Origin of the sequence: Natronomonas halophila, assembly GCF_013391085.1 — an archaeon.
GTDB classification, from domain to species: domain Archaea; phylum Halobacteriota; class Halobacteria; order Halobacteriales; family Haloarculaceae; genus Natronomonas; species Natronomonas halophila.
Genome location: NZ_CP058334.1, coordinates 872,290 through 898,602, shown reverse-complemented (window position 1 = coordinate 898,602; position 26,313 = coordinate 872,290). Strand labels below are relative to the sequence as shown.

General features: G+C 65.1%; 31 protein-coding genes, 1 tRNA gene and 1 other RNA gene. 18 read left to right on the top strand and 15 right to left on the bottom strand.

The window, feature by feature from the left end; translation table 11 throughout:
- Positions 1-7: 7 nt before the first annotated feature.
- The 3 genes from HWV23_RS04985 to HWV23_RS04975 are packed head-to-tail and all read right to left on the bottom strand — an operon-like array spanning position 8 to position 4,464.
- Positions 8-2,128: a DUF7846 domain-containing protein gene (locus HWV23_RS04985; RefSeq protein ID WP_178289324.1), complete on the bottom strand. Its 2,121-nt coding sequence runs from the start codon at positions 2,126-2,128 to the stop codon at positions 8-10.
- A 4-nt stretch (positions 2,129-2,132) separates the two neighbouring features.
- Complete coding sequence (locus tag HWV23_RS04980; RefSeq protein ID WP_178289323.1) at positions 2,133-3,266, bottom strand: extracellular solute-binding protein; 1,134 nt, start codon at positions 3,264-3,266, stop codon at positions 2,133-2,135.
- A 40-nt stretch (positions 3,267-3,306) separates the two neighbouring features.
- Entirely contained in the window at positions 3,307-4,464 is a 1,158-nt protein-coding gene (locus HWV23_RS04975) for an alpha-1 4-glucan-protein synthase (protein WP_178289322.1), read from the bottom strand.
- A 137-nt stretch (positions 4,465-4,601) separates the two neighbouring features.
- Between HWV23_RS04975 and HWV23_RS04970 the strand changes: the two genes are divergently transcribed.
- A complete protein-coding gene (locus tag HWV23_RS04970; protein ID WP_178289321.1) occupies positions 4,602-6,302 on the top strand; it encodes an acyl-CoA carboxylase subunit beta in 1,701 nt (566 codons plus the stop codon).
- 72 nt (positions 6,303-6,374) lie between these two features.
- A complete protein-coding gene (locus tag HWV23_RS04965) occupies positions 6,375-7,136 on the top strand; it encodes a response regulator (RefSeq protein ID WP_178289320.1) in 762 nt (253 codons plus the stop codon).
- 21 nt (positions 7,137-7,157) lie between these two features.
- On the opposite strand, the gene HWV23_RS04960 is transcribed toward HWV23_RS04965, so the two are convergent.
- A complete protein-coding gene (locus HWV23_RS04960; protein WP_178289319.1) occupies positions 7,158-7,661 on the bottom strand; it encodes a DedA family protein in 504 nt (167 codons plus the stop codon).
- Positions 7,662-7,772: 111 nt separating this feature from the next.
- On the opposite strand from HWV23_RS04960, the gene HWV23_RS04955 reads away from it, so the two are divergent.
- Entirely contained in the window at positions 7,773-8,303 is a 531-nt protein-coding gene (locus HWV23_RS04955; protein ID WP_178289318.1) for a redoxin domain-containing protein, read from the top strand.
- Here HWV23_RS04955 and HWV23_RS04950 read toward each other — a convergent pair.
- The 3 genes from HWV23_RS04950 to HWV23_RS04940 are packed head-to-tail and all read right to left on the bottom strand — an operon-like array spanning position 8,291 to position 9,857.
- Positions 8,291-8,830 (bottom strand): PH domain-containing protein, encoded by a 540-nt coding sequence (locus HWV23_RS04950; protein WP_178289317.1) that lies wholly within the window; start codon positions 8,828-8,830, stop codon positions 8,291-8,293. The two genes, HWV23_RS04955 and HWV23_RS04950, sit on opposite strands and share 13 nt — an antisense overlap.
- Positions 8,827-9,345 carry a PH domain-containing protein gene (locus HWV23_RS04945; RefSeq protein WP_178289316.1) on the bottom strand — a complete coding sequence of 173 codons (519 nt, stop codon included), beginning with the start codon at positions 9,343-9,345 and terminating at the stop codon, positions 8,827-8,829. Before HWV23_RS04945 ends, HWV23_RS04950 begins: the two co-directional genes overlap by 4 nt.
- A gap of 50 nt (positions 9,346-9,395) precedes the next feature.
- Positions 9,396-9,857, bottom strand: coding sequence for a MaoC family dehydratase (locus HWV23_RS04940; RefSeq protein ID WP_178289315.1), 462 nt, complete (start codon positions 9,855-9,857; stop codon positions 9,396-9,398).
- Positions 9,858-10,014: 157 nt separating this feature from the next.
- Between HWV23_RS04940 and HWV23_RS04935 the strand changes: the two genes are divergently transcribed.
- The 4 genes from HWV23_RS04935 (at position 10,015) to HWV23_RS04920 (ending at position 15,348) form a co-directional block, all read left to right on the top strand.
- Entirely contained in the window at positions 10,015-11,367 is a 1,353-nt protein-coding gene (locus HWV23_RS04935) for a hypothetical protein (RefSeq protein ID WP_178289314.1), read from the top strand.
- A gap of 59 nt (positions 11,368-11,426) precedes the next feature.
- A complete protein-coding gene (locus HWV23_RS04930) occupies positions 11,427-12,275 on the top strand; it encodes an HpcH/HpaI aldolase/citrate lyase family protein (RefSeq protein WP_178289313.1) in 849 nt (282 codons plus the stop codon).
- A 98-nt stretch (positions 12,276-12,373) separates the two neighbouring features.
- Entirely contained in the window at positions 12,374-13,636 is a 1,263-nt protein-coding gene (locus tag HWV23_RS04925) for a Glu/Leu/Phe/Val family dehydrogenase (protein ID WP_178289312.1), read from the top strand.
- A gap of 89 nt (positions 13,637-13,725) precedes the next feature.
- Positions 13,726-15,348 carry a cytochrome P450 gene (locus tag HWV23_RS04920; protein WP_178289311.1) on the top strand — a complete coding sequence of 541 codons (1,623 nt, stop codon included), beginning with the start codon at positions 13,726-13,728 and terminating at the stop codon, positions 15,346-15,348.
- Positions 15,349-15,452: 104 nt separating this feature from the next.
- Here the strand turns inward: HWV23_RS04920 and HWV23_RS04915 are convergent, their stop codons facing one another.
- Entirely contained in the window at positions 15,453-15,692 is a 240-nt protein-coding gene (locus HWV23_RS04915) for a DUF7120 family protein (protein ID WP_178289310.1), read from the bottom strand.
- A 105-nt stretch (positions 15,693-15,797) separates the two neighbouring features.
- Here HWV23_RS04915 and HWV23_RS04910 point away from each other — a divergent pair, with 105 nt between their 5' ends.
- The 4 genes from HWV23_RS04910 to HWV23_RS04895 all read left to right on the top strand — a co-directional run bounded on the left by HWV23_RS04910 (position 15,798) and on the right by HWV23_RS04895 (position 17,656).
- Positions 15,798-16,106: a hypothetical protein gene (locus HWV23_RS04910; RefSeq protein ID WP_178289309.1), complete on the top strand. Its 309-nt coding sequence runs from the start codon at positions 15,798-15,800 to the stop codon at positions 16,104-16,106.
- A gap of 57 nt (positions 16,107-16,163) precedes the next feature.
- Positions 16,164-16,697: a GNAT family N-acetyltransferase gene (locus HWV23_RS04905; RefSeq protein WP_178289308.1), complete on the top strand. Its 534-nt coding sequence runs from the start codon at positions 16,164-16,166 to the stop codon at positions 16,695-16,697.
- A 71-nt stretch (positions 16,698-16,768) separates the two neighbouring features.
- Positions 16,769-16,960 carry a MarR family transcriptional regulator gene (locus HWV23_RS04900; protein ID WP_178289307.1) on the top strand — a complete coding sequence of 64 codons (192 nt, stop codon included), beginning with the start codon at positions 16,769-16,771 and terminating at the stop codon, positions 16,958-16,960.
- Between the two features lie 135 nt (positions 16,961-17,095).
- On the top strand, positions 17,096-17,656 hold the full coding sequence (locus tag HWV23_RS04895; RefSeq protein WP_178289306.1) for an NAD(P)/FAD-dependent oxidoreductase: 561 nt from the start codon (positions 17,096-17,098) through the stop codon (positions 17,654-17,656).
- Positions 17,657-17,780: 124 nt separating this feature from the next.
- On the opposite strand, the gene HWV23_RS04890 is transcribed toward HWV23_RS04895, so the two are convergent.
- Together HWV23_RS04890 and HWV23_RS04885 are read right to left on the bottom strand one after the other, a co-directional pair.
- A complete protein-coding gene (locus HWV23_RS04890; protein ID WP_178289305.1) occupies positions 17,781-18,395 on the bottom strand; it encodes a TetR/AcrR family transcriptional regulator in 615 nt (204 codons plus the stop codon).
- Positions 18,396-18,474: 79 nt separating this feature from the next.
- A tRNA-Arg gene (locus HWV23_RS04885) sits at positions 18,475-18,549 on the bottom strand.
- A 91-nt stretch (positions 18,550-18,640) separates the two neighbouring features.
- Here HWV23_RS04885 and HWV23_RS04880 point away from each other — a divergent pair.
- Complete coding sequence (locus HWV23_RS04880; protein WP_178289304.1) at positions 18,641-19,474, top strand: geranylgeranylglycerol-phosphate geranylgeranyltransferase; 834 nt, start codon at positions 18,641-18,643, stop codon at positions 19,472-19,474.
- Positions 19,475-19,504: 30 nt separating this feature from the next.
- Complete coding sequence (locus HWV23_RS04875; RefSeq protein WP_178289303.1) at positions 19,505-19,912, top strand: CoA-binding protein; 408 nt, start codon at positions 19,505-19,507, stop codon at positions 19,910-19,912.
- Here HWV23_RS04875 and HWV23_RS04870 read toward each other — a convergent pair whose 3' ends face one another.
- A complete protein-coding gene (locus HWV23_RS04870; RefSeq protein ID WP_178289302.1) occupies positions 19,913-20,233 on the bottom strand; it encodes a DUF5798 family protein in 321 nt (106 codons plus the stop codon). It abuts the gene before it with no gap.
- An 87-nt stretch (positions 20,234-20,320) separates the two neighbouring features.
- Between HWV23_RS04870 and HWV23_RS04865 the strand changes: the two genes are divergently transcribed.
- Positions 20,321-20,764, top strand: coding sequence for a DUF7548 family protein (locus HWV23_RS04865; protein WP_178289301.1), 444 nt, complete (start codon positions 20,321-20,323; stop codon positions 20,762-20,764).
- A 200-nt stretch (positions 20,765-20,964) separates the two neighbouring features.
- Here the strand turns inward: HWV23_RS04865 and ffs are convergent.
- An RNA gene (gene ffs, locus HWV23_RS04860) (signal recognition particle sRNA) lies at positions 20,965-21,279 on the bottom strand.
- A gap of 137 nt (positions 21,280-21,416) precedes the next feature.
- Between ffs and mvaD the strand changes: the two genes are divergently transcribed.
- Both mvaD and HWV23_RS04850 read left to right on the top strand, forming a co-directional pair.
- Positions 21,417-22,391, top strand: a complete 975-nt coding sequence (gene mvaD, locus HWV23_RS04855) for a phosphomevalonate decarboxylase MvaD (protein ID WP_178289300.1) — start codon at positions 21,417-21,419, stop codon at positions 22,389-22,391.
- 302 nt (positions 22,392-22,693) lie between these two features.
- A complete protein-coding gene (locus tag HWV23_RS04850) occupies positions 22,694-23,434 on the top strand; it encodes a DUF429 domain-containing protein (RefSeq protein WP_178289299.1) in 741 nt (246 codons plus the stop codon).
- Positions 23,435-23,464: 30 nt separating this feature from the next.
- On the opposite strand, the gene HWV23_RS04845 is transcribed toward HWV23_RS04850, so the two are convergent.
- The 3 genes from HWV23_RS04845 to HWV23_RS04835 are packed head-to-tail and all read right to left on the bottom strand — an operon-like array spanning position 23,465 to position 24,933.
- Positions 23,465-24,367: a mechanosensitive ion channel family protein gene (locus HWV23_RS04845; RefSeq protein WP_178289298.1), complete on the bottom strand. Its 903-nt coding sequence runs from the start codon at positions 24,365-24,367 to the stop codon at positions 23,465-23,467.
- Positions 24,364-24,612, bottom strand: coding sequence for a YhbY family RNA-binding protein (locus HWV23_RS04840; RefSeq protein WP_178289297.1), 249 nt, complete (start codon positions 24,610-24,612; stop codon positions 24,364-24,366). The genes HWV23_RS04845 and HWV23_RS04840 overlap by 4 nt, the downstream gene beginning before the upstream one ends.
- 48 nt (positions 24,613-24,660) lie before the next feature.
- The gene (locus HWV23_RS04835; RefSeq protein ID WP_178289296.1) at positions 24,661-24,933 is read right to left on the bottom strand and encodes a ribonuclease P protein component 4; all 273 of its coding nucleotides are present in this window, start codon (positions 24,931-24,933) and stop codon (positions 24,661-24,663) included.
- A 131-nt stretch (positions 24,934-25,064) separates the two neighbouring features.
- Between HWV23_RS04835 and HWV23_RS04830 the strand changes: the two genes are divergently transcribed.
- Both HWV23_RS04830 and HWV23_RS04825 read left to right on the top strand, forming a co-directional pair.
- Positions 25,065-25,622, top strand: a complete 558-nt coding sequence (locus HWV23_RS04830) for a DoxX family membrane protein (RefSeq protein ID WP_178289295.1) — start codon at positions 25,065-25,067, stop codon at positions 25,620-25,622.
- A 226-nt stretch (positions 25,623-25,848) separates the two neighbouring features.
- On the top strand, positions 25,849-26,313 hold the full coding sequence (locus HWV23_RS04825; protein WP_178289294.1) for a 30S ribosomal protein S15: 465 nt from the start codon (positions 25,849-25,851) through the stop codon (positions 26,311-26,313).

The following is a 26,313-nucleotide window of genomic DNA, read 5'->3' as shown; positions in this document are numbered from 1 at the left end:
CCCGGCGTCAGGCCGCCCCTTCCTCCAGTCGCGTCTCGAAGACGACCCACTCGCTGTGTTCATCGGGTTGGTTCGGGAGATAGGTCCCTTCGCGACCGCAGTCGGTGACCAGCGGACAGACGCTCCGGTCGGGCGGCCAGACGACGTCGACCTGCTCGCCGTCGGCCCGCACCAGCGCCTCCTGGCGGTAGGTAAACGTCGACCCGCCGGGGGCGACGAGCGTGACCGTCAGAGCGACTTCCTCGGGGCCGTCGACGGCCAACGGCTCCCGGTCGGTGTCCCGGAGACGAACGCCGTCGCCGGCCAGTTCCCAGTCGACGGTCTGGCTGTCGCCGGGGTCCTCGACGGTGTAGGTCTGGTAGCGGTCATCGACCGTCAGACGGACCTGCGCCCGGTCGACGCGGTCGGGGATACCGACGGTCGTACTCGCGGCCAGTCGTTCGCCCTCGCGGACGTCGAGCGGTTCGAGTTTCGGCGTGACGTGGCCTTCGGTGCTGGGCGTCCACTCGCCGCGATAGGTGTAGCGGTAGTGGCTCCGGTCGGGGTAGGCGTCCAGCACCGCGAAGTCCTCGCCGGGGTCGCGGTTCAGCGCGTAGACGACGGGGCCGTCGAAGCCGGGGTCGTTGCGGAGCGACTGGAAGGGGTGGTTCTGCCACTCGCCGTACGGTGTCGGGACGAACACCAGGGCGTTGTCGAACGATTCGTTCTCGAAGGGTTCGTAGGCCGCCTCGTACTTGTCGGTGTAGGCGGCGTGTCGTTCCAGCGGTTCGTTGACGAGGCCGGCGTTGGCGACGCCGACCACCGGAAGCGTGAGGACGAGGGCAATAGCGAGGGCGACGCGGGCCTTCTCGGGCGAGTAGCCGGCGGCCAGTCGGCGTCTCGCGAAGCGATACCCTGCGACGAGGGCGACGGCCGCGAAAACCGAGAGCGGGACGAGCAGATCGAAGTGATAGAACGGCCCGAACTGCGAGATGAATCCGTCCGTCGGGTCCGTCATGTCCCCGAGGATATTGTAGTTGCCCCAGAAGGCGATGTTGCCGAGCGGCACGGAAAGCAGGACGCCGCCGAGCGTCCACGCGGCGGGCGATTCGATATCGGGGACGACCGAATCGGCCGCACTCCGGAGTCGGTACGCGACGAGGGCGACGCCGGCGAGCGCACAGACAGTGCCGACCGACCCCAGCGTGAACCATCGGGTGACGAAATACCAGAGGACGTAGGCGTTGGTCTCGACGGCCAGTTCGGGGGTGTACTCCAGCGAGTGGCCGAGAATCTGCCGGTGGCCGAAACCGGGGCCGTCCTCCGGAGCGAAGACGGCGTAGGGAAACCGGAAGGGAGCGCCCGTTATCCGAACGTTATACGCAAGCGTCAGCGCCACGCCCGAGAGGCCGCCGGCCGCCGTGAGCAGGTTCCGACGGAGCGCGTCGGGAAACGGCTGCAATCCGTCGGCGCGGAGCGAGCCGACGACAGCGACCAGCGCATGGAGGATGAACGGCGTCGCGAAGAGGACGGCGGTGTATGGCCGGCCGAAGAAGGCCAGTCCGATAGCGAGGCCGGCGCCGAGAGCGCTCGGGAGGTGGCCCCTTCGAACGCCCCGTAAATACAGGACTGCGAAGGTCAGATTGAGCATCGTCGTCGGGGCGTAGGGCAGGAAGACGGAGGTGGTGACGACCGAAAGCGGCGCGGCGGCGAAGACGGCGGCGGCGACGACGCCGACCCGTCGGTCCAGGGCCTCGCTTGCCAGCAGATAGACGAGGGCGACGTTGGCGGCCGCGACGGCTGCCAGTGCGACCCGCGGTTCGCCGAACAGACCGATAGCCGCGGCAAAGAGGACGGCAGGATAGGGCTGATATTTCGGGTAGAGACGGCCCCCGTCCTCGATGAAGAACCAGGGGTGGAAAGCGTCGGCGAGTTCGCCGGCGTGGAGTTCGAGTTGCCCCGCCAGAATCATCGAGGCCTGCTGGAGGTAGACGCCCTCGTCGTGGTTGATGGAGTGATACTTGAAAATCGTCGCGGCGATGAGGAACGTGAAGAGACCGGCGGCTACGGCGATGGCGGCGGCGAGGAGTCGTTCGCGGGCGCCCGCGCCGCGAACGAGGGTTTCCAGCCTGTCCCGACCCGCGTCCATCACGTCAGATGTTGACGCCGGCCTCGCGCATCAGGTCGATGGTCGGTTCGAGGTCCGAAAGCTGGGTGAGGTCGAGGTCCGGCACGTCGAGTTCGTCGATGGTCGGCAGGTCGCCGATGGGTTCGACGCCCGGGATGAGCGGGTACTCGAAGGTGGTGCGGGCGAAGTAGTCCTGGGCCTCGCCGGACAGGAGGTGACGGACGAAGTTCGAGGCGAGGTCGGCGTCGGAGGCGGCGTCGGTGACGGCCGCGCCGGCGACGTTGAACATCGCGCCGGCGTCGCCCTCGGTAAAGGAGGTCGCGATGGGCGCGTCCGGCGAGCCATCGAGGACGCGCTGGATGTAGTAGTGGTTGGTGAACGCGGCGTCGATTTCGCCGTCGGCGATGGCCTGACAGGCGACGAACTCGTCGGGGTAGCTCGTGATGCCCGCATCGAGGACGCCTTCGAGCCACTGCTTGGTGGCCTCCTCGCCCTCCAGGAGGCGCATCGCGGTCACGAACGCCTGACAGGAGCCGTAGGACGGCGCCCACCCGAGGTCGGCGTCGACGTCGGGGTATTCCATGATGTCGTCGGGGAGGTCTCCTTCCGAGAGTGCGTTCGTGTTGAAGGGGACCGTCCGCGCGCGACCGGAGGTGCCGACCCACTCGTCGGTGTGGAACTCCTCGCGAACGAAATCCAGCACCTCGTCGGGCAGGGGCTGGGTACGGCCCTCGGAAGCGAGTGCGCCGAGGGACCCGGAGTTGACAGAGTAGAAGACGTCGGCGGGCGTACCCTCGCCCTCGTTGATAATCTGGTTGACGAGGTCGGTCGAGCCGCCGTAGCGGATGTTGAGCGTGAAGTCGTCGTAGAGGCTCTCGATGTACTCGACGAGCTCGCCGACGAGGAACTCCCCGCGGCCGGAGTAGACGGTCAGTTCGCCTTCGAGGTCGGGCATCTCCTCCATGGAGACGCCGCCGGGCGAACGGCCCTCGCGGCCGGAACCGATCTGGCCGACGGGCGGGTCCTCACCGTTGCCGTTGCCATTGCCGCCGGGGAGGACGTCGGAACAGCCGGCGAGGCCGACCGCACCGGCCGTCCCGGCGGTCACGAGGAACCGACGGCGACTCTGTGCGTCGTTGAAATATGGTCGTTCAGTCATTGTTGTGTGGGTCGATTGTGGCGTGTTTGTAAGCGTCGTTTCAGTCGTCCGCCGCGGCGGGGACGCGTGCCGATTCCAGTTGGTCGAGACAGTCCAGCCAATCGAGCATGTACTCGCCGACGTGGTTGAAGAACGCGCCGTTCTGGTACTCCTCGAAGTCGCCGTCGGCCAGTCGCTGGCCCATCGCCTCGAAGACGCCGGCGTAGGAATCGGAATCGGAGCCGACGCCGTCGATGAGTTCCCAGACGTGTTCGTTGAGTTCGAGGCCGGCGACCTCGTTGTGGAGGTCGTCGAACGTCGACCGCGGCGCCTTGTTGTGCTCACACAGCGGGAAGCCGTTGTAAATCTGCTTGCCGAGAACGTCGCAGGCCCGCTTGAGGAAGACGCCGCTCCAGATGTCGTCGAAGCGGCCGACGTCCCACTGGTTGTCGTCCATCGGCAACTGATAGAAGGCGGGGATGACCTCCCGCTCGAAGGCGAGGTTCATCGAGCAGACGGTGAGGTAGTCGCCGTCGGCGGCGACGAAGTCGTTGGTGAAGTCCTCGCGCGTGGTGCGGGTCTGGGCCTGCCCCTGCAGGTCGCCGTCCATGAGGATGCGGACGGCGTCGAGGTCCGGGACGTTGGTCCAGAGGCCCTGCGAGGCGACGACGCTGTCGACGTGGGTCGTCTCGGTTTCGACGGACTCGTGCATCGCGGAGTAGGGATATCCGCGCGGATAGAGGCCGTGGTCGTCGTGGTTCTGGTAGAGGACGTTGACCCAGTTCTCGTCGGAGGAGACCGACTCGATTTCGCCGTCGAAGGCGAGGTTGCGGAGGTGCTGGCCGAAGAAGTCGTCCTCGTCGTGCGGCAGGGTGTCGTCGTCGATGAAGAAGCCGTACTCGAACTGCGGGTTGGCCCACATGTACAGCAGACCGAAACTCGTCTCGGCGTGGCTGGCGGCCGGTACGAGGTGGCTGTACTCCGAGATGCCCTGCTCGTCGTACCATTCCTGACGGCGCGTTCCGTCGAAAACCTCGCCGGAGACGCCTTCCTCGTCGAGCATCTCACGCATCGCGTCGGTCTCACAGAAGTCCTCGGTGACGAGGACGACGTGCAGTCGCGAGAGGTCGAAATCGTGTTGCCGAGCGTTGTCGAAATACGCCCGCATGCAGTCGTACTCCCGTATCGTGGGGACGACGACACAGATGTCCTGACTCATCCTATCCGGTTAGATTTAGGCTACCCTAAAGAGGTTGTCGATGTTTAGGCGGCCCTAAACGAACTGATAAACACAGAACACGATGTTCGTTTCTGGTGATGGAAAACGGTTTAGTGGCGACGCTGGACGATAGGTGTATGAGAGTCCGCATCGCGGGAGAGGCCAGCGTCGAGGAGGCCGAGGCCATCGCCCAAGCCATGGCGACCCACGCCGAGGCCGACGTGGAGGTTTACATCGGCGACGCCGACGAACCGGCCGCGACCAGCGAGGCCGACCAGTCGCCAATCGAGGACGACCTCGGCCCGACCGAACGCGAGGAGGAACTCCTCGAGCAGATCGAGGCAATCGAAGCGGGCGGCCCCGAGAAGTACAAGGAACAACTGCCCGAGCAGGGCAAACGCTTCGTCCGGGACCGCATCGATTTGTGGTTCAACGACGGCTTCCTCTTCGAGGACGGCAAGTTCGCGGAGTTCGACGCCGACGACCAACTGCCGGCGGACGGCCTCATCACCGGCGGCGCGGAGTTCGAGGGCCGGGACGTCCACTTCATGGCCAACGACTACACGGTCAAACGCGGCAGTATGGCCGCCAAGGGCGTCGAGAAGTTCCTCCGGATGCAGCAGCGCGCCCTCAAGACGGGCAAGCCGGTGCTGTATCTGATGGACTCCTCGGGCGGCCGCATCGACCAGCAGACCGGCTTCTTCGCCAACCGCGAGGGCATCGGGAAGTACTACTACAACCACTCGCGGCTTTCGGGTCGCGTCCCGCAGATCTGTGTCCTCTATGGGCCGTGTATCGCCGGGGCCGCCTACACGCCCGTCTTCGCCGACTTCACCGTCATGGTCGAGGGGATGTCCTCGATGGCCATCGCCTCGCCGCGGATGGTGAAGATGGTCACCGGCGAGGACATCGACCTCGATACGCTGGGCGGTCCGAAGGTCCACACCACCGAATCCGGCAGTGCCGACCTTATCGCTCGCGACGAGGAACACGCCCGCGAGTTGGTCGCCCAACTCGTTCAGTACCTCCCGAACAACAGCGACGAGGACCCACCCGAGGTCGCCTCGAAGCCGCCGAAATACCAGCCCAACGGCATCGACTCGGTCATCCCGCAGGAACCGAACAAGGGCTACGACATGCACGACGTCATCGACCGCGTCGTCGACCGGGATTCCTTCTTCGAACTCCAGCCCGACTACGGCCCCGAAATCCTGACGGGCTTTGCCCATCTCGACGGCAGTCCGGTCGGCATCGTCGCCAACCAGCCGGCCGAACGCGCGGGTGCCATCTTCCCCGATGCCGCCGAGAAGGCCGCCCAGTTCGTCTGGAAGTGTGACGCCTACAATATCCCGCTGCTGTATCTCTGTGACACGCCCGGTTTCATGGCCGGCTCACAGGTCGAAAAGGAGGGCATCCTCGAAAAGGGCAAAAAGATGATTTACGCCACCAGCGAGGCGACGGTGCCGAAACAGAGCGTCGTCGTCCGGAAGGCCTACGGCGCCGGTATCTACGCCATGTCCGGGCCGGCCTACGACCCCGAATCGACCATCGCGCTCCCCTCCGGCGAAATCGGGATTATGGGCCCCGAGGCGGCCATCAACGCCGTTTATGCCCGCAAACTCGCCGAAATCGACGACGAGGAAGAGCGCAAGGAGAAGGAACGAGAACTCCGCGAGGAGTACCGCGAGGACATCGACGTCCGGCGGATGGCCAGCGAAGTCGTCATCGACGAAATCATCCCGCCGTCCAGCCTGCGAGAGGAGTTGGCCACGCGGTTCCGCTTCTACGAGGACGTCGAGAAGGACCGGCCCTCGAAGAAACACGGCACCGTTCTCTGACCGGCCGACCGCGGTTCGCCGAGTGAATTAGGCGATAGTTTCTTGCTGTGAGGTCAGGACGAAACACCTGAGATGGGTGCCGTTCAGGACCTGCTTCCGTCCCTCGTTCCGGATACCATCCGGCTGCTCCACGTCGAGGACGACCCGGATTTCGGCGCACTGGCGGCCGAGTTCCTCGAATCCGAGGACGACCGTGTGTCCGTCATCTCCGCCGGATCCGCGGCCGAGGGACTGGAGGTCTTCGATGACGAGGACGTCGACTGTATCGTCAGTGACTACGATATGCCCGAGATGAACGGCATCGAGTTCCTGAAACGCGTCCGGCGAGCGGACCCGCGGGTGCCCTTCATCCTCTTTACCGGCAAGGGGAGCGAGGAAGTCGCCAGCGAAGCCATCTCCCACGACGTGACCGATTACCTCCAGAAGAAACGCGGGAGCGACCAGTACCGGGTGCTGCTCAACCGCATCATCAACGCGGTCGAAGGCTATCGGGCCGAGAGCCGCCTCATGCAGGCATTTACGGCGCTCTACAACGGCAAACAGTCGGTGGGAATCATCGACACCGACGGTCGATACATGTTCGTCAACCCCTCCTATGCGGCGACCTACGGCCTCCAGCCGGAGGACCTCATCGGCAAATCCTGGCACCGCCTCTACCCGAAGGGCGAAATCAGGCGCTTCGAGGAGGAGGTTCTGCCGCAACTGGACCACCAGACGTCTTGGAGCGGCGAGGCGACCGCCGTGCGTGCCGACGGTACCCGAATCAAACAGCAACTCCGCGTGAGCAACATCGGCAACGGCGCCCACGTCTGGTTTATAAATAACGTTCAGTGAACCGCAGGGAGCGGTCGATGGCTACGCGATGGTCAACAGCAGTTCGATACCGCCACCGACCGCCAGCAGGCCACAGGCGTAGATCGACGAGCCGACCATCGAGGAGGCCGAAAACCGGACTGCGTTCTCGTCGGTCATCGCCGCCGGAACGGTAAGCGTCCCGCGAGCGACCGGCAGGGTGTTCGATAGGGCGACAGCCGACAGTCCCCAGCGGTCGAACCAGCGGGCGACGCGACTCGACTCGTCCGTGGCCTCGCCTGCGAACCGGTCGGATGCCACGTCGGTGTGGCGGACGAGCGCGAAGAGGACTACCTGTCCGGCCGTCGCGCCGGCGACGGCGGCGGCAGCCACCGACAGCATCCCGGCCGTCGTGGTGCCGATAGCCAGCACCGCGGCGACGAACAGCGTGCGCGTGGGAATGACCTTCCCCACGAGCGCACCCTCCAGGGCGAAGACGACCAGCAGGGCGAAAACCCCGTACTGGGCGACGAGCGACGCCCCAGCGTCGATGACGGTGGTGTACATACTCCCTCGTAGGGAGTCGGCCGCCGTATTTACGTCTTCTTGCTTTCATGATACCACACCTCACGACGCCACGACCGGCAGCGCCAAGGCCGTCCCGGACGACCTTCGCGTATGATTCAGCAGGGTCAGAAAGCCCCGGATTTCGCGCTCCCGGGCATCGAGCGGGGTGAACCGGACGTCTACGAACTCTTTCGGGCTATCGAGGCCGGCGACGCCGTGCTGCTGTGGTTCTTCCCGGCGACGTTTCTGCCGACGGCGACCGCGGAACTGGCGGCGATTCGGGACGCCGGGTGGCACGACGCCGACGGCCTCCGGGTGTGGGGTATCTCGATGGATAGCATCTACGCGGCGTCGTCCTACGCCGACCAGTACGACCTGCCGATGGCCCTGCTCGGCGACGGCGGGAGCGCGGCCGACTACTACGGCGTCCGCCACGAGGAGTGGGAAGGCCACTACGGGCCGCCGAAACGGGCGGTCTTCCTCGTCGGTTCGGACTGGGACGTCGCCTTCGCGTGGGCGACCGACGACGCGTTCGCGCGGTCGGACCCCTCGCCGGTCGCGGACGTCGCGTCCGTACTCGACGAGATGTTTCCGAACATCGAGACGGACGTGTCCGTCGACTACGACGCCTATTTCGGCTGACCATCGATCAGGCGGCGAATCGCCCGCAGTTCCTCGCGGACCTCGCGCCACTGCTCGATGGTGCCCGGGATCTCGTTGCTGCCGCCAGCGAGGCGTTCGATATCCGCACGGACCTCGTCGGGGTCGTAGATGTCGAAATACCGGAGGTCGGAACCGCCGGCGACGTCGACGGTGACGCTCCCGTAGCCGAAGGCGGTTCCGAGAATGCCCTGTGAGGATTTGCTGTTCTGGACGCGGTCGAGTTCGACGGTCCGTACGTCGACCCCGAGAATGCCGGTCTTCCGATACAGAGCGCGGTTCGTGAGCACGAACCGGGTGTTGACGACCCGGAGGTAGGCGTACGCTCCGGGAAGCGGTGCCACGAACAGACCGGCGACCGCGAGACGGTCGACCACGACGGCACCGCCGACGGCCCCGACGACGAGCGCGAGGCTGATAAGGAATGCCGGGAGGGCGCGCATCAGCCGTGGACTGGCCTCCCACTCGACGGTTTCGCCGGGTTCGGGCGTCAGCCACGCGTCGGTCATCGCTCTTCGAGTTCGGCGCGGATGGCCCGGAGTTCCGTCAGCACGTCTTCGAGGACCTCGCTTTTGTCGTCGGTCGCCGGTTCCTTCGATTTGACGCGCTTGTTGATGCGCTGCTGGACGTCCGCGGGGTTCGGGACCGACCGGAAGCGCATCTCGACGCCGCTGCCGCCGGCCGTCGAGACGTCGACGTTGCCGTAGCCGAAGTAGCCGCCGACGGCCGACTGGCTGTAGGAGGTGTTCTGGACCTTGTCGAAGCCGATCTTCTGTACGTCCCGAGAGAGGATGCCGGTCTTCTTGTAGAGGCCGGCGTCGGTGACGACGTAGTGGGTGTTCTGATAGGTGAGATACGCCCCGAGGACGATGGGGATGCCGATGAGGACGAAGGAAAGCGGAATCCCGACGACGAGTGCGGGGACGACGCTACTCCGGTGAGGACGGCTCGACCACAGGAGTTCCTCGTCGTCGTCCAGCGTCAACCAATCGAGCGACGGCGAACCGGTGGAGGGATCGGCCATACGCCGCCGTTATCGGCCGTCCATTATAAATACCCGCGGCGATTCCGCGATTACTCCGGCTTCTTCAGCGACAGCGCGGTCCGGTCGAACTCACAGACGAGGGTATCCTCGCCGTCGGATTCGGCTTTATAGGCCTCGACGTGCATCTCGACGATGCCGCGCTCGCCGTCGGAGGTCTCGTGCTTGTCGGTGACGGTGGTCCGTGCGTAGACGGTATCGCCGTGGAAGACGGGGTTGGGGTGCTCGACGTTGTCGTAGGAGAGGTTGGCGACGATGGTGCCGTCCGTCGTATCGGGAATCGAGAGGCCGACGGCGAGACTCATCGTGTAGAGGCCGTTGACGAGCCGGTCGCCGAACTGGGTGTCGGCGGCGAAATCCGCGTCCAGATGGAGCGGTTGCTGGTTCATCGTCATGTCGCAGAACTGCTGATTGTCGGCCTCGCTTATCGTGCGTCGCTTGTCGTGTTCGATGGTCTCGCCGACCTCGAACTCCTCGTAGTACAGTCCGGGCATGGACCGGCCGACGGCGGGCAGACGCAAAACGATATCGGAGGTGCCGGGGCAGCGAAGATATACCTAATTTGTTTGGCCTAATCCGTATACTGTTGTCTCTTTTCAATCATAACGTGCGGTTGAACATTTCAGGGAGCCAACCCTGTGATTTCCATTCATGAACCGGAAAACAACACTCAGCGTACTGCTCGCCGTGCTTGTCGTGGCGAGCACGTTCGCGTTCGTCGGTAGCGCATCGAGTGCCTCTATTACGGCCGAACCGGACACCCCTGGCGACACCTCGACCCACACCGTCGTGGCGTCCGTCGGGTCGGACGCCGGCGGCTCGTCGTTGAACGGGCTCAACGTCGATTATCAGGCCACCGGTCAGAACGGTGACGTCAGCAACGTCGGCGAGAACGACATCCAGCGTATCGGTATCGACACCGACGACGACGGGAGCATCGAAACCGACGTCAGCAACGACGTACAGGGTGTCAGTTCGTCGAACAACGGTGAAACGCTCGAAATCAACCTTGGTGGGTCCTACGACCTCACCGATGGCGACCACGTCATCGCCGAGTACGCCGACGTCCAGAACCCGGACGCGGGCGACTACCAAATCGAGTTCATCGTGAACCCGCAGTCGGCATCCGATACGTCGAGTGGAACGCTTTCGATTTCCGAGAGCACACCGACGCCGACTGCGACATCCACGCCGACGCCGACGGAAACGTCCACGTCGACGCCGACGGAAACGTCCACATCCACGCCGACGGAGACGTCGTCTACGTCGACGGCGACGCCGACACCCACCCCGACGCCGACCGAGAGCGACTCCGGCGGTGGTGGTGACAGCGGCGGTGGAAGCGATACTGACACGGCGACGCCGACTCCCACCCCGACGCCGACACCAACGCCCGACACCCCCGAAATCACCGACGCCGACGCGGGCCACATCACGGTCGAGAGCACCGAGCAGCCAATCTACGACCTGGAGGTCAGTAACACCGACCCCGGGCAGGACGAGGTTGACATCTACATCAACGTCACGAGTCTCGAGGCGGCCGACTTCGACCTCGATAGCCTGAACGTCCGGGTCAACGACAGCGAGGTGCACAACGCCACGCTCGTCGACCAGAACGTCAACCAGAACGACGGCAACACGACGGTGCGCGTGACGTTCGACGTCGACGACAACCGGACGAGCTTCACGGTCGATGCGGTGTGGCTCGTCCAGCTCGGCCCCGGCAACGCGGAACTGACCGAGGACCTCAGACACTACATCGCCGTCTCCGGCCAGGAACGGCTGGGCGACGAGGCGCCCAACGCGAACGATTCGATGACGAGTCCGTACTCGGTCTACGAGGTGTATGACGCGAGCGCGGATGAAGCCGCGGCCTCCGACGCCAGCGAGAACACCGCCACCACCGAACCCGACGGCTCCGCTGGTGAGGGTGGCATCGCCTTCGCCGTCCTAACGGCTCTCGCGCTGTTGGCGGTGGCGCTGCTCGCCAGCCGGCGGCTGTAACCGCAACCCCCCTCTTTTCGGCCTGATTCTTTACAAGGCGGCCGTTCGTTGCTCCGGACATGGCCCGCAGAAGCGTACTTTTCTCGCCTGCCGACCAGCCGGCGTTGATGCACAAGGCCCCGAACGCGGGCGCGGATACGGTCGTCTTCGACCTCGAAGACGCCGTCGCCCCCGGCCGGAAGGCCCAGGCCCGCGAGGCGGTCAACGACGTCCTGACGGACCCGGGATTCGACCCCGATTGTGAGGTGTGTCTCCGCGTCAACGCCGACCCCGCGACGGCCGATGCGGACCTCGAAACCGCGCTGGCCGGCGACCCCCGTCTCGACGCGGTGATGGTACCGAAAGCCGAGTCGGCGGCGGGCGTCCGCGAGATGGACGAGTTGGTCCGCGAACACGGCTACGACCTGCCGGTGTTCGCGCTGTGTGAGTCGGCCGCCGGCGTGCTCAACGCACAGGAGATAGCAGCCACGCCCGCGGTCGATGCGGTCGCGTTCGGTGCCGAGGACCTCTCGGCGGACATCGGGGCGACTCGCACGGAATCCGGCGAGGAGGTCTCGTATGCCCGCCAGCACGTCGTCCTCGCAGCAGGCGCGGCCGATATCGACGCTATCGATACGGTCTTTACCGATATCGAGGACACCGACCGACTGGCCGAGGAGACGGCCTTCGCGGCCCAACTGGGCTACGGCGGCAAGATGGCTATCCATCCCGGGCAGGTGCCGGTCATCAACGAGGCGTTTACGCCCGACGAGGGGGATGTCGAATGGGCCGAGCGCGTCCTCGACGCCCGGGAGGAGGCCGACGACGAGGAGCGAGGGGTGTTTCGCGTCGACGGCGAGATGATCGACGCCCCGCTTATCGCCCGCGCCGAACGCATCATGGAACGGTATCGCGCCGCCGAGGAGTGACCGGCCCCGCCCGGTTCGGCATAAATCTCAGGAACGTTATCAATATTTATTTATATTGAGTCGCCACGCTTAAGCGCTGACTGAACGACCGTGCAGGTATGGCCGAGGATGTCAATCCCTTCGAGAGTCTGCAGGAACAGATAGACGACGCCGCCGCCTATCTTGATATCGGTGCGGACACGCTCGAACGCCTGAAAAACCCCGAACGTGTACTGGAGACGAACCTCTCGGTCGAACTAGACGATGGGGACATCGGCGTGTTCCGTGCGTACCGCTCCCAGTTCAACGGTGACCGAGGCCCTTATAAGGGCGGTATCCGCTATCATCCGGGCGTCTCCCGCGACGAGGTAAAGGCGCTCTCCGGCTGGATGGTTTATAAATGCGCGGTCGTCGATATCCCCTACGGCGGCGGGAAGGGTGGCATCGTCATCGACCCTCATCAGTACTCCGAGACCGAACTCGAACGTATCACCCGCGCCTTCGCCGAGGAACTGCGGCCCCTCATCGGCGAGGACCGGGACATCCCCGCCCCGGACGTCAACACCGGCCAGCGGGAGATGAACTGGATCAAAGACACCTACGAGACGCTGGAGAACACGACCGAACCCGGCGTCGTCACCGGGAAAGCAATCGAATCGGGTGGCTCCCGTGGCCGCGTCGAGGCGACGGGTCGGTCGACGATGCTCACCGCCCGGGAGGCCTTCGACCTGCTCGGCAAGGACATGACCGGCGCCTCCGTCGCGGTGCAGGGCTACGGCAACGCCGGCAGCATCGCCGCGAAACTCCTGCAGGACGAACTCGGCGCGAATATCGTCGCGGTCTCCGATTCCTCCGGTGCGGTCCACGACCCGGCCGGCCTCGACGCCCACGAGGTCAAAGCAAAGAAAAACGAGACGGGCGCCGTCACCGACTTCGAGAGCGACTCCGCCAGGGAGTTGACCAACGAGGAACTGCTGACCCTCGACGTCGACCTGCTGGTACCCGCCGCGCTGGAAAACGCCATCGACGCGGACCTCGCCGAGGACGTGGAGGCCGACGTCATCGTCGAGGCGGCCAATGGGCCGCTGACGCCGGACGCCGACGACGTGTTGACCGACCGCGACGTCTACGTCTTCCCCGACATCCTCGCCAACGCGGGCGGCGTTACCGTTTCCTACTTCGAGTGGGTCCAGAACCGCCAGCGCTTCTACTGGACCGAGGAGAAGGTCAACGACGAACTCGAACGCCACATCGTCGAGGCCTTCGACGGCCTCGTCGACGCCTACGAGGAGTACGACCTGCCGAACTTCCGAACCGCCGCCTACGTCGTCGCCCTCAAGCGCGTCCTCTCGGCCTACGAGGAAGCCGGTTCGTGGCCGTAACGCGGTAGCGACGTTTCCTTTTCCGACGGTTTCTCGCGAATCGGGGGCCGGCCAACGAATTAAAACGTGTGTATTGCTAACACACAACTATGAGCATTCTGAATCCGGGCGGCGACGGCGGCGAACCGGGGCCGACGCTGACGGAACTCGTCGAGTTCGTGCCGATGCTCGTCAACGACGACCCGGTGGTCGTCGCCGAGAGGCTTCGGGAGCGCTACGGCGACGTCGTCGCGGTGCCGCCGCTCCACCCGGCGCTGGATTCGGATGTCTACCTCCTGTCGAACCCCGAGGACATCCAGTACGTCCTCCAGTCGCACCCATCGTCGTTTCGAGCCCTCGACGTACCCGGGTCGCGGGATTTCAGTCGCGTCGTCCGCAACAGCATCGTCAGCCTCCATTCGGACAGCGAGGAGGGGTCGTGGACGCAGCGACTCCGTCTGGTCGGCACCGAGTTCGGCGAGGAGGCGGCCCAGGAACACGTCCCGGAACTGGCCGAGACGACGCTGGCCACCCTCGGGGAGTTCGCCGACGGCCTGCCGGGGCAGGTGAGCGCGGGCGACCCCTCATCGGTGCCCGACGGCGCTCGCGTCTGGACGCCCGAAAGCGACGGCGTCCGGCTGTTGCCCGCCATGCGTCGACTGACGCTCCGGTTGCTCGGCGTCTCGCTTTTCGGCCGGGATATGCGCGCCCACGAGGCCGAGGTGATTCAGGCGGTTCACACGCTACGGTCGCTGTTCAAGCGCCGCCAACTCCATCTCGTCACCAGTTACGTGACCCGGCAGTTACCGGACCGGGTGCCGCTGCCGGGGTGGGTCCACCGGCCGCTCGGTGTCAATCCGCACATCCGGCTGACCGGCCGCCACGAGCGCCGGACGACCGAGGCCGTCGAAACCCTTCAGGCGGCCGCCAGCGACGTCGTCGCCCGCCGGGAGCGGACGCCGCTGGTCTTCGACGACGCCCTCGGCGAGTGGCTCCGGCGCCGCGACCCGGTCACCGGCGAGCGCATCCCGCCGGCAGCGCTCCGACAGGAGGTGATGGGCCTGCTCATCGCCGGCCACGCAACGATGAGTGCCGGCCTGACATGGGCCTGTTACCTGCTTGCGGCCCGCCCCGAAGCACAGGAGCGCATCCACGAGGAGGCCCGGGCGACGACGCTGCTGTCCGGTCCCGAGGCCATCGGCGAGGAGGGCCCCGAACGCGCCGACGCCTGCCACCCCGTCGAGGGAGCGGCGTTTCTGGAGTCGGTCCCCTACACCAAGCGGGTCTGGAAGGAGACGCTCCGACTCTACCCCTCGCTGCCGGTCTTCGGCCGCACCGTCGACGAGTCGGTCGAATTCGACGGCATCGATATCGAGGCCGGCAGCCACGTGCTGACGAGTCCCTACGTCGTCCACCGCGACGAACGCTGGTGGGACGACCCCGAGACGTTCGACCCCTCTCGGTTCGAGGGCGACAACGGCCGGCCGCCGTTCGCTTACTTCCCCTTCTCGGGCGGCCGCCACGCCTGTCTCGGCGAGGCCATCGCCACGACGGAGGCAACGACGGTGCTGGCGACGATGCTCGCGACCCACCGCATCGAGTTCGCCGGCCCCGACGTCGAGGACCCACACGCGGCGCCGGAGGTCGGCGTCGATTCGGCCATCAATCTCCAGCCGGACCGGGATATCGTGGTTCGGTTCGTGCCCCGCGAGACGGAGGCGGACGGAGAATAAGGGTGCCGAGGGTCGAAGCCGTGACTGTTGGATTCGAGCGAGTCCGCGATTTCAAAATCCGCTTCGACAGTCGACGCCGACGGACATAAACTGGGCCGGCGGGGTTAGAGCGTGTACTCGTCGCCTTCGTCGTCCTGTCGGGCGGCGGGGTCCTGCTGGTCGTCGGTCATCTGGGTGAAGAGCTTCTCCTCATCGTCCTCTTCCTCGGTCGGTGCGTACGCGGAGACGCCCATCGAGAGCAGTTCTTCGACCGCCTGCTCGCGGTTGAGGAACTCGCCTTGTTCGATGAGTCGGTCGATCTCGCTGTCGATGCGGTCCGGCAACGACACTTCTACGTCGGGCATATCAGCCGTTTCGGGGCTCATGGGCCTAAACCCTTGGTTCCCTCGCCCGCCCCTGCCGGTTGCGGGGAAACGTACTTGTCCGACGCGGGCGTGTGTTGGCGTGACATGGCGCACAGCGAACCGGACGATGAGGGCCGCTTCCCGCCGATACTGGGCGACGGCGGGTCGGTGACTACCCAGCGTCGGGTACTCGGTGCCCTTGCGGTTCTCGTCGGAGTTGTCGTGTTCGTGGTGTTGCAGGCCGTGCTTGGCGTCTCCATCGCGGTGGCTCTCGCCGCGCTCGGAACGACGGGAGCCGTCTTCGCCGGTGGCGTCGTCCTCGTCTGCCACACCGTCGGGCACGCGGTTGAGTGTGCCACGGGGCCGTTCTGTGAGTGCGAGCGCTGTGGACGGCCGATGGACGACCGGGGGTGACCGCGACGTTTCCGAGCGGGGGAGCGTTTACGGACGCGCCCATCGAACCTCGTCTCCATGTATACGGGCCGTTTTCCGCGACTGACTCTCGGGCGGTCGCGGCACGCGCCGCCGGTCGACTTCGAGGACGACGAGGGCCGTGCGATTGCACTCCGTACGTTCGGTAACGATCCCGTCGATGACGAACGGGAAGCACTCGTTGATATGTATCTTGCTTTCGACCCCGCGGAGCGGTCCCTCGGGGTTCCACCGATACGGGAGTCCCGGATTCGAACGTGGCAGGGCCGGATTCTCGACGGCTATTGCGTCCTCGCGTGGGACGACGAGCGAGCCATCGGACAGGCGGTCCTCGTCGAAGACGAACACACCAACCACGAACTCGCCGTGTTCATCCATCAGGACTACCACCACGCCGGCATCGGCACGCACCTCGTCGAGGCGCTGCTTGCCTACGGTAAAGACCAGGGCGTCGACAACGTCTGGCTGCTGGTCGAACATGAAAACGAGCCCGCGCGGCAGCTGTACGACGACGTCGGGTTTACCGTCACGGACGACGAGGACCACGCCGTCGTGATGGCGCTGTCGCTGTGAGTGCGCCTCACTCGCGAGGTTCGACAACTGTCGTAGAAAGGTTTAGGAATAGTCGATTCCTTGGCCCGGATATGACCCTCGACGAACTCCCGACCGAACGGAAGAAACTGGTGTACCTGTACCTCCGCGAATACGGGGCGGCGACCGCCGACGAACTGCGCGAGGCGCTGGACCTCCGTCTGCTGACGCTGTTGCCGATTCTCTCGGACCTCGAAGCGGCCGCCTTCGTCGAACGGCGCGACGACGCCTACACCGTCGCGTAGGCCCCTGTTGCCGGGAACGACGACGAATCATTATCCGCGGGTTCGGGCCTCTTCTTCCTCCTCGTCGGAAACCGCATGTGACTCGCTCTTTACCAGATGGTAAACTACTTCCCCGAGCGAGCAATAACAGATTGTATGGTAGACGTAGCAGTCGTCGGCGGGGGTCCCGCCGGCCTGAGTGCAGCACAGTTCGCGGCGAAAAACGACCTCGAGACCGTCCTCTTCGACACCGACGAGTCGTGGATGCACAAGGCCCACCTGTTCAACTACCCGGGCATTCGGAGCATCAGCGGCGACGAGTTCCTCACCATCGCGCGCGGGCAGGCCCGCGACCGCGGCGCGACGCTCCACGACGCGGAGGTCACCGACGTCGAGCAGACCGACGACGGGTTCGTCGTGACGACTGACGACGAGGAATACACCGCGACGTACGTCGTTCTCGCGACCGGTGGCGACCGTAGCCTCGCCGAAGCACTCGGCTGTGCGTTCACCGACGAGGAGGTCGTCGACGTGAACCTCGACATGGAGACGTCCGTCGAAAACGTCTACGCGACCGGCGCGATGGGCCGCGCCGAGAAGTGGCAGGCCGCCATCGCCGCCGGCGACGGCTCCGCTGCCGTCCTCGACATCCTCTCGAAGGAGAAGGGCGAATACTACCACGACTTCGATATGCCCTCGGACGTCCTGGAACTCTGAATCGGACGGCCCCGCAGTAAGCTCTAGCGAGTGGCATCACGCAATTTGGGTATTCTACCGGCCGTTCGTTCTCTGTCGTACAACGTGATATTCCGCCTTTCAGAGGGGTCTCCGCTGTGAGTCGCTACTGGGGCGGATACAGCGAATCGAGGATGAACTCGTCGATGGCCTGCCGGGCCTCTTCCGGGGCGTCGTCGTGGCCCAGCGCGATGCGTCGCTCTCTGGCCGCATGAATCACGTCGGTGATGAGTTGCCCCATCCGCTTGGCGTTCACCTCGCGGAACTCACCCTGCTCGATGCCGACCTCGATGACCGAGACGATGCTTCCGCGGAGCCTGTCGTAATGCTCGTCGAAGAGTTCCCGATGGTCCTCGTCGTTCCGGGCGTAGGCGTAGAGTTCGTGGTAGACCTTCATCCGGTCCCAGTGGGAGAACTCGTCGAACTCCGGGCCGAACAGACACCGGTCGATTCGGGCATCGAGTTCCGCACGAGGGCCCGTCTGTTCGTCGACTTCGACGCTGCCCTCGTACTGGTCGATGACGTACTCCAGAAACGACGACAGCAGGTCGTACTTCCCGTCGAAGTGGTAGTGAATCAGCTGTCGGGAGACGTCCATCTCCTCGCCGATATCGCGGACTCGCAGGTCCTTGTACCCGTGCTTGCTCAGCGCCCGGAAGGTCGCTTCCATGATAACCTCGCGGGTGTCCTGCGAATCGGTCCCGCCTTCCCGTCTACTCATCTCGACTCCTCTTGGCGAAGGAGATACAAGTCGGTTTCTCCATCATTCGGGATTAGCGTCGAAACGTGTGGCAAAAGAATGGGCGCTGCAGGATTTGAACCCGCGGCATCTTGGTCCGAAGCCAAGTGCTCTGTCCAAGCTGAGCTAAGCGCCCGCACCCGTACCTAACTGGAGTCGTGCTCTTAACCCTGTTCATTCGGGCGAAGTTCCGGTGGCTTCAAGCGGTCGGCGTCGGACCCCGAAATATGGTGCAGGTGCGTGGGTTAGTGGAGTTGACGCGCCCCGGAAATTCTATCGCCGCGGGCGGGTTGACCTTTATCGGCGCGTTCGTAGCCGGCGGCTTGAACGCGCCCCTGCCGACGGCGTTCGCCGTGGTGGCGACGGTACTCGCGACCGGCGGCGGTAACGCCATCAACGACTACTTCGACCGGGAAATCGACGCCATCAACCAGCCGGACCGTCCCATCCCTCGGGGTGCGGTCTCCCCACGTGGCGCCTTGGCATTCAGTGTCGCCCTTTTCGGCGGCGCAGTCGCACTGACGCTGCTGTTGCCACCATTGGCAATCGCTATCGCGGTTATCAACCTCGTCGGCTTGGTCGCCTACACGGAGGTTTTCAAGGGTATGCCGGGCGTCGGCAACGCGTTGGTGGCGGCGCTGACGGGGAGTACGTTCCTCTACGGCGGCGCCGCCGTTGGCGGGAGTCTGGTCGCGGTGCTCGTGCTGTTCGCGCTCGCCGCGGGTGCGACGATGGCGCGTGAAATCGTCAAGGACGTCGAGGACGTCGAGGGGGACCGCGAGGAGGGACTGAACACGCTGCCAATCGCCATCGGCGAACGGCGAGCGCTGTACGTGGCGGCGGCCTTCGTCGCGGCGGCGATTCTCGCCAGTCCAGCGCCGTACGTGCTCGATATCTTCGGGCCGGTGTATCTCGTCGCGCTGGTGCCGTCAGTCGTCGCGATGGCCGTCGCGACCTACCGGTCCTTCGAGGACCCGACGACGGGGCAAAAGTGGCTCAAGGCGTCGATGTTCGCTGCGGCAGTCGCGTTCGTCGTCGGACGGCTTGCCGTCGTCGTGTAGGTTTTTGCTGCGCCGACCCTCCCCTCTGGTATGCCTGTCGAGAGCGACGACGAACTCCGAGACGCACTCGATGTCGATACCATCGCCGTCGTCGGGTGTTCGACGACGCCCCAGAAGGACGCCCACGCGATTCCGAAGTTCATGCTGGAGCGGGGCTACGAAATCATTCCCATCAATCCCTACGCCGACGAAATCTTCGGCAAGGAGGCATACGACTCCCTCGTGGAGGTCGAGGAAGAAATCGACATGGTCGATATCTTCCGGCCGAGCGAGGAAGTCAGCGACATCGTCGACGAGGTGCTGGAGCGTGACGACGTCGAGGTCGTCTGGACGCAACTCGGAATCCGTGACTCCGAGGCCGGCGAGCGCGTCGAGGAATCCGGCCGGAAATACGTCGAAGACAAGTGTCTGAAAGTAGAGTATAACCGCCTGAAGTAGTTACTCGCCGCTGCCGGTGCCGGTACCTGATTCGGCGTCGTCGACGCCGTCCTCGGCTTTCGTCACCGCGGGTTCGGCCTCCTCGATGGCGACTTCGGTGAGGAGTTCGTCGACGTTGAGACCCTCCTTTTCTGCGAGGGCTTCGAGGATGGCGCCCTGCTGGTCGAGTTTGTTCTCGAGGGTGTCGACCCGCTGGTTCGTGTCCTGAACCGTCTCGCGCATCTCGATGATTTGCTCGCGGAGTTCGTTGATCTTGCTGTACAGTTCGTCGCCCATGTCGGCGACTTTCTGGAGTTTCTTGGTCGCGCCTCCGAGTCCCATACCCGTATATCGGCGGCCGTGGTGGTGTGCCTTGCGGTGTCGCAGCGTATCCACGGGCGTTAAGGCGCCCGGCGACGGATTCCCGATATGGATAGCCGTCGCGCCGCACCGCAACTCGGCATCGTCGCGTCGTTGCTCGTGGTCGTTCTCCTCGTCGTCCCGTATCTCATCGTCGCCGACAGCGCCGCGATTTCGAGTTACTACGGCGCCGGCACCCCGACCCCGTGGGCGGCCGGCCTGATGGCGTTGGCTGGCATCATCATCTTTGCCGCGGGCCTCAAGGACCGAACCGACCCCGAAACGGCCGCAGGCGCGGGCGTCGGTCTCGGTTTCGTCGTCTTCCTCATCTCGCTTCTGTGGGCCGTCACCGTGCCCGCCGAGGTACCGCTCCAGTTGGCGACCGATGACCCACTCGCCGGCCCGTTGACGACCGGTGTCGTCCTCGAATATCACCGCTGGGCGCTCGCCGCGGTGTCGGTGCTGGTCCCCGTCGCTGGCGGCTGGTATGCGCGAGCGCTGCGGCTAATTTAAATGACTCTTCGTAGCTAACCGCAGCAGAATACGTGGTTAAGCATCCGCGAGCACGCCGAAGGCGTGCTCGCGGTTCCGCCGCGCCGAACGAAGTGAGGCGCGGGACCAAGGCCCGACCGTAGGGAGGGCCGCAGTGTCTTTTTCATCGAAGTTTTTGCCGGCGAGCCGAAGGCTCGCCGTGCAAAAAGTTCGAGATGAATGGTTGGACGCCGGGGGTTGCCTGGCCGTTCCAATACGGGGAGTCCCGCTTGCCTCCTCAGCCCCGCGACCCTACGGGCGACAGCTGTCCGTGGGCCCGCTGCTCACTTCCGTGCCTGACGGATTACCCACGGTTAACCTGGCCTGAACGTCCTTGCAGACGCCAGCACCCGGACCGCTGCCCTCGTAGGACGAGGCTTCGACGTTGGCTTGCGGGGCCCGTACTGGTCGGGCCAGACGAACCCCGGATTCGGTCCCCGCTAAAGACCATAGCGCGGGTAGCGAGCGGGGCCTAACCGCCCGACCTGAGTCCACCCTATCGTAGACGACACCGACTTAAGTGTCTTTCGTCAATGGATACGACTGCTGTCTGGCGGTTTTCCGAAATACACGGGCGTGCCGACGAGAGAGCGGACAACGAAACTGCCAAGGCGCCTCCGCCGGACCTGCGGGTATGAAAGCGACCGCCAAGGCCCACCCGATTCAGGGCATCGTCAAGTACCACGGGATGTTCGACCACGAGTTGCGGCTTCCCTACCACGACTCGATTTCCGTCTGTACCGCGCCGAGTCACTCCAAGACCACCGTCGAGTTCGATTCGGCTCTGGATGCCGACCGGTACGTGGTCGACGGCGAGGTGCTCGAGGGCCACGGCGCCGACCGCATCCGTGGCGTCGTCGACCGGGTCCGCGAACTCGCGGGCATCGACGAGCGCGTGCGCTTCGAGTCGGTCAACGACTTCCCGACGAACATCGGCTTTGGCTCCTCGGCATCCGGCTTTGCGGCCGCCGCTGTCGCGCTGTGTGCCGCCGCCGACCTCGACCTCTCACATCCGGAGATGTCGACGATTGCTCGCCGCGGGTCCGCCTCGGCGGCGCGGGCCGTCACCGGCGCGTTCTCCCATCTCCGTACCGGGAAGGACGACATCGACTGCCGCTCGGAGCGCATCGAGACGGACCTCGAGGACGACCTACGCGTCGTCGCCGCGGAGGTGCCGGCCTACAAGGAAACCGAGGAGGCCCACAAGGAGGCCGCCGACAGCCACATGTTCCAGGCGCGGATGGCCCACATCCACGAGCAAATCGCGACGGCCCGACACGCCTTGCGGGAGGGGGACTTCGAGACGACCTTCGAGACCGCCGAACACGACTCGCTGTCGCTGGCGGCGACGACGATGACCGGCCCCTCCGGGTGGGTCTACTGGCAACCGGAATCCCTGAAGGTCTTCGAGACGGTCCGGACCCTCCGCGAGGAAGAGGACGTTCCAGTCTACTTCTCGACGGACACGGGCGCGTCGGTCTACGTCAACACGACCGACCAATTCGTCGACCGCGTCGAGGCAGCCATCGCGGACCTCGGAATCGACACCCACGTCTGGGGCGTCGGCGGCCCGGCGCAGGTCCTCGACGAGAGCGAGGCGCTGTTCTAAGGCGCCGACAGCGGCGTTCGCCGCGCCAAGATGGCGGAGTGTGGGCGACAAATACTCGGGTTTTCTAGCTCTTTTAAATAGTTGTATCAAGTACGACTGGATATGGAGACGACGCTGCCAGTCGCGATGTGGCTCTTTTTCGGCCTCCTCGTGCTGGCGATCGTCGCCTGGTTCGTCGTTCGGCCGCTGCTGTTTCGGCCGTAGATGAATCCCGATTCCGGCCGACGAACCGGCAGACGCACGCACGACGCGCGTCCGACGCCGGCGATACACCTACCTTCCCGCAGTTGTAGCACACGCCTGTGAGCGACTACTACGTCGGGGCGGTCGCCCGAAGCGGCGTCTGGCTCGCGGTCGCCTACACGAACGACGGCTACGACCACGCGGCCGTCCTCGATGGCGTCGGCGAACTGTGGACGCGCTACGAGGAGACCGCCGAACGCGTGGCCGTCGACGTTCCCATCGGCCTCGAATCCACCGAGGCGCCGCGGCCGAACGAGGCCGCGGCCGCCGAACTGCTCGGCGAGCGACGCCAGGCGCTCGTGCCGGCGCCCGTCCGCGAGGCCGCGCGCAAGCAGCGCTACCGGGCCGCGGCCCGCGTCCACGAGCGCAAGACGGGACGCAGTCTCTCGCGGGACGCCTTCGAGCGTGCCCGCGTGACCACCGGCATGGACGAGTTCATGACGACCATCGACGAGGCCCGGCCGATGTTCGTCGAGGCGCTGCCCGAACTCTGTTATCGTGCCTTTGCCGGCGACCCGCTCTCTCATTCTCCCGATGTCGCCGCCGGCTACGCCGAGCGGATGCGCGTGCTTGCGGGGTTCGACCGCGACGCCCCGCCGACGGTCCAGTCGGTCGCCGAGGCGACCGAGGGACGCGAGGTTCCGATTCCGGCCGTTCTCGACGCGGTCGCGCTCGGTCTGACGATGCGACCGGGGGCTGGCGACCTCCGGTCGCTGCCGGCGGACCCGCCGACCGACGAGGAGGGCCTGCCGATGCAGTACGTCTACCGGAGCGACACGCCGCTCGTTACCGGTGAATAAGAAGAAACGCGAAAAGGGTGCAGTCCGCCGTTAGGATTCGGCAACCGGGCCGTCGGCGAACTCGATGCCGCCGGTGAGGGTGCGGTGCGGGTAGGGGATGTCGATGCCTTCCTCGTCGAACCGCTGTTTGACGTTCCGGACGTACTCGGCGCGGATCTTCACGAAGTCGGCCCGCGAGGGGTTCGAAATCCAGATGCGTGACTGCAGGCCGACCGAGGAGTCGCCGAGTTCGGTCAGCCGAACCGACGGCTCGGGGTCGTCCATGATGCCGTCGTGTTCTTGGGCCTCTTCGAGGATGATGTCCGTCGCCTTCTCGATGTCGTCGTCGTAGCCGATGCCGAAGACGAACTTCAGGCGGAGTTTGTCGGCGTCGACGGGGTTTTTGACGACGTTTTCGGTCAGTTTGGAGTTGGGAACGGTCAGCAGTTCGTTGTCGAACGTGCGCAGGCGCGTCACGCGGAGGCTGATATCCTCGACGACGCCCGACTGGTCCTCGAACTCGATCCAGTCGCCGATACGGAACGGCTTCTCGGTGAAGATGAAAATGCCGGCGACGAAGTTCTTGAGGACGTCCTGCATCGCGAACCCGACCGCCAGCGTCGCGGCGGCGGCGATGGTCGCAAGCGAGGTCAGGATGTTGCCCCGCCCGGCCGCACTGAAGGCGATGGCGATGGCGATGAAGACGACGATGAAGAAGGAGACCTTGGTAATCGGCTTCTTGGCGTGTCTGTCGAGTCCCCGCCGGTCTAGCGCTCGGTCGACGACGGGCATGATGAAGCCCCTCCCGATGATATACAGGATGACGAAGGCGATGATGCCCTGCACGGCGTAGCCGATGGGGTCGGCGATGGTCGGATCAAGCCCGAAGTAGTCGTTGAGGAACTGCCCGACGAAACTGGTGGCGGCCTCGGGGGCTGCCTGCAGCGGCATCATCGACGAATCACCGCCGTGTGGCCACGGGTGTCGAACACCTCAGCGTTGACGCGGTTTGCCAGTTCCTCGGCTAACTCCTCGGTGTTCGTGCCGCCGCGGGCGGCCCGGAGGAATTTCACTTTGACGAGCTCTCGGTCTTCCAGTTGATCTGCTAATTCATCGACGACCGGGTCGAGACCGGATTTGCCCACCCAGACGGTCACGTCCAGGTCGTGGGCCCGCTGTCGCAGGTCGTTGTCCGACATATACCGCCGTTCGGTTTCCTCTCTTAAAAGAGTAGCAGACACGGCCGTCTAGTAGGGGAATCGCGCCTGCTCGCCGCAATCACAGGTGACGACGACGTGGCCGTCCTGCGTTCGCACCCGTGCGTTTCGCCCCGGAATCAGGTAGGCGTCACACCCATCGCAGGTAAACCGCTTGAACCGCTTCGGCAGCGACAGGCGGTTCCGCTCGGCGACCCGCTGGGCCCGGCGCACGTAGCGGCGCGCGAGGTCGTCGTTACCCTCGCGGGCGGCCTCGCGTGCCAACTCGTGTAACCGCTCGATGCGTTCCTCGGCGACGCTCACGGGCCGTCGTTCTCGGCGGCCGCGTTTAGGCGTTCCGTCACGGGTCGATGTCTGCTGAATCCCACCGGGTGGGACGCCGGTTCGGTATATATGGTCGTTGCACTCCCATATTCAACTGTAAGGTGAAACAGATGTCAACTACAACCCGAAACCGGCTCGAAAGCCGCTACGGTGGGCTGACCCTCACCGGCGACCCCCACGCCCTCAGCGCGTGGTTCGTCGTCGCTCTGCGGCTGGTAATGGGCGGTATGATCCTCTTCGCGGGCCTCGGCAAGGTCAGTGAGTGGCCGTTCGACGCGAGCGGCTACCTCGTCCACGGGGTCGACGCCGCGAGCCCGGTTAGCGGGCTCTACGCTTCGATGGCCGCTACCCCGGCGGTTATGGAGGCGGTCAACGTCATCATCCCGATGACGCAACTCCTCATCGGTACGGCGCTCATCGTCGGCGCGTTCGTCCGACTCGCGGCCCTCGGTGGCGCCATGCAGATGACGGCGTTCTACCTCGGCGGCTGGGCCGGCGACTGGCTGGCGCTGTTCGACTCGACGCTGGTCTACATGGTCGTCTTCCTCGCCATCGGGGCCTTCGCCGCGGGCCGCATCCTCGGCGTCGACCGCTACCTCGAACAGGTCGAAGTCGGCGGCATGCCGCTTATCGAGCGGTTCCCGCGACTCCGGTACGTCCTCGGCTGAGGGCGCTTTTTTCGCGATTTGGGTTCCGACGAGTAGAAACCGTTTTGTGCGCGAAGCCACGACTCGCACATGGGAACCGCACGACCGCAAATCCGACTCGCCGGCCGATTGGCTGGCTTGGGATTGCGGTAGTGCTGGCGTAACGCCACGCTGGCGGCCATCCGCCGACCAGTTTCGCAACCGCGCCAATCGACTACAGCGGTCCGTGCAGTTCCAATTTAGAACAATGGCACGAATGCATTCCCGCCGCCGTGGGTCGTCCGGTTCGGACCGACCTGCGGCCGACGAACCGCCGGAGTGGAGTGACGTAGACGAAGACGCAATCGAAGAGCGCGTCGTCGAGCTGGCCGAAGAGGGGTACGACCCCAGCCAGATCGGCCTCAAGCTGCGCGACGAGGGTGTTCAGGGGACCCCGGTGCCGGACGTCAAGCTGGCGACCGGCAAGAAGGTCACCGAAATCCTCGAGGAGAACGAGGTTACCCCCGACTTCCCGGAGGACCTCCGGAACCTCATGGAGCGGGCCGTCCGCCTCCGCGACCACATGGAAGAACACCCCGGCGACGCCCAGAACAAGCGGGCGCTCCAGAACACGGAGTCGAAGATTCGCCGGCTGGTCGACTACTACCGCGGCGACAAACTCGACGCCGAGTTCACCTACGAATACGACGAAGCCAAAGAGCTACTGGAGTAA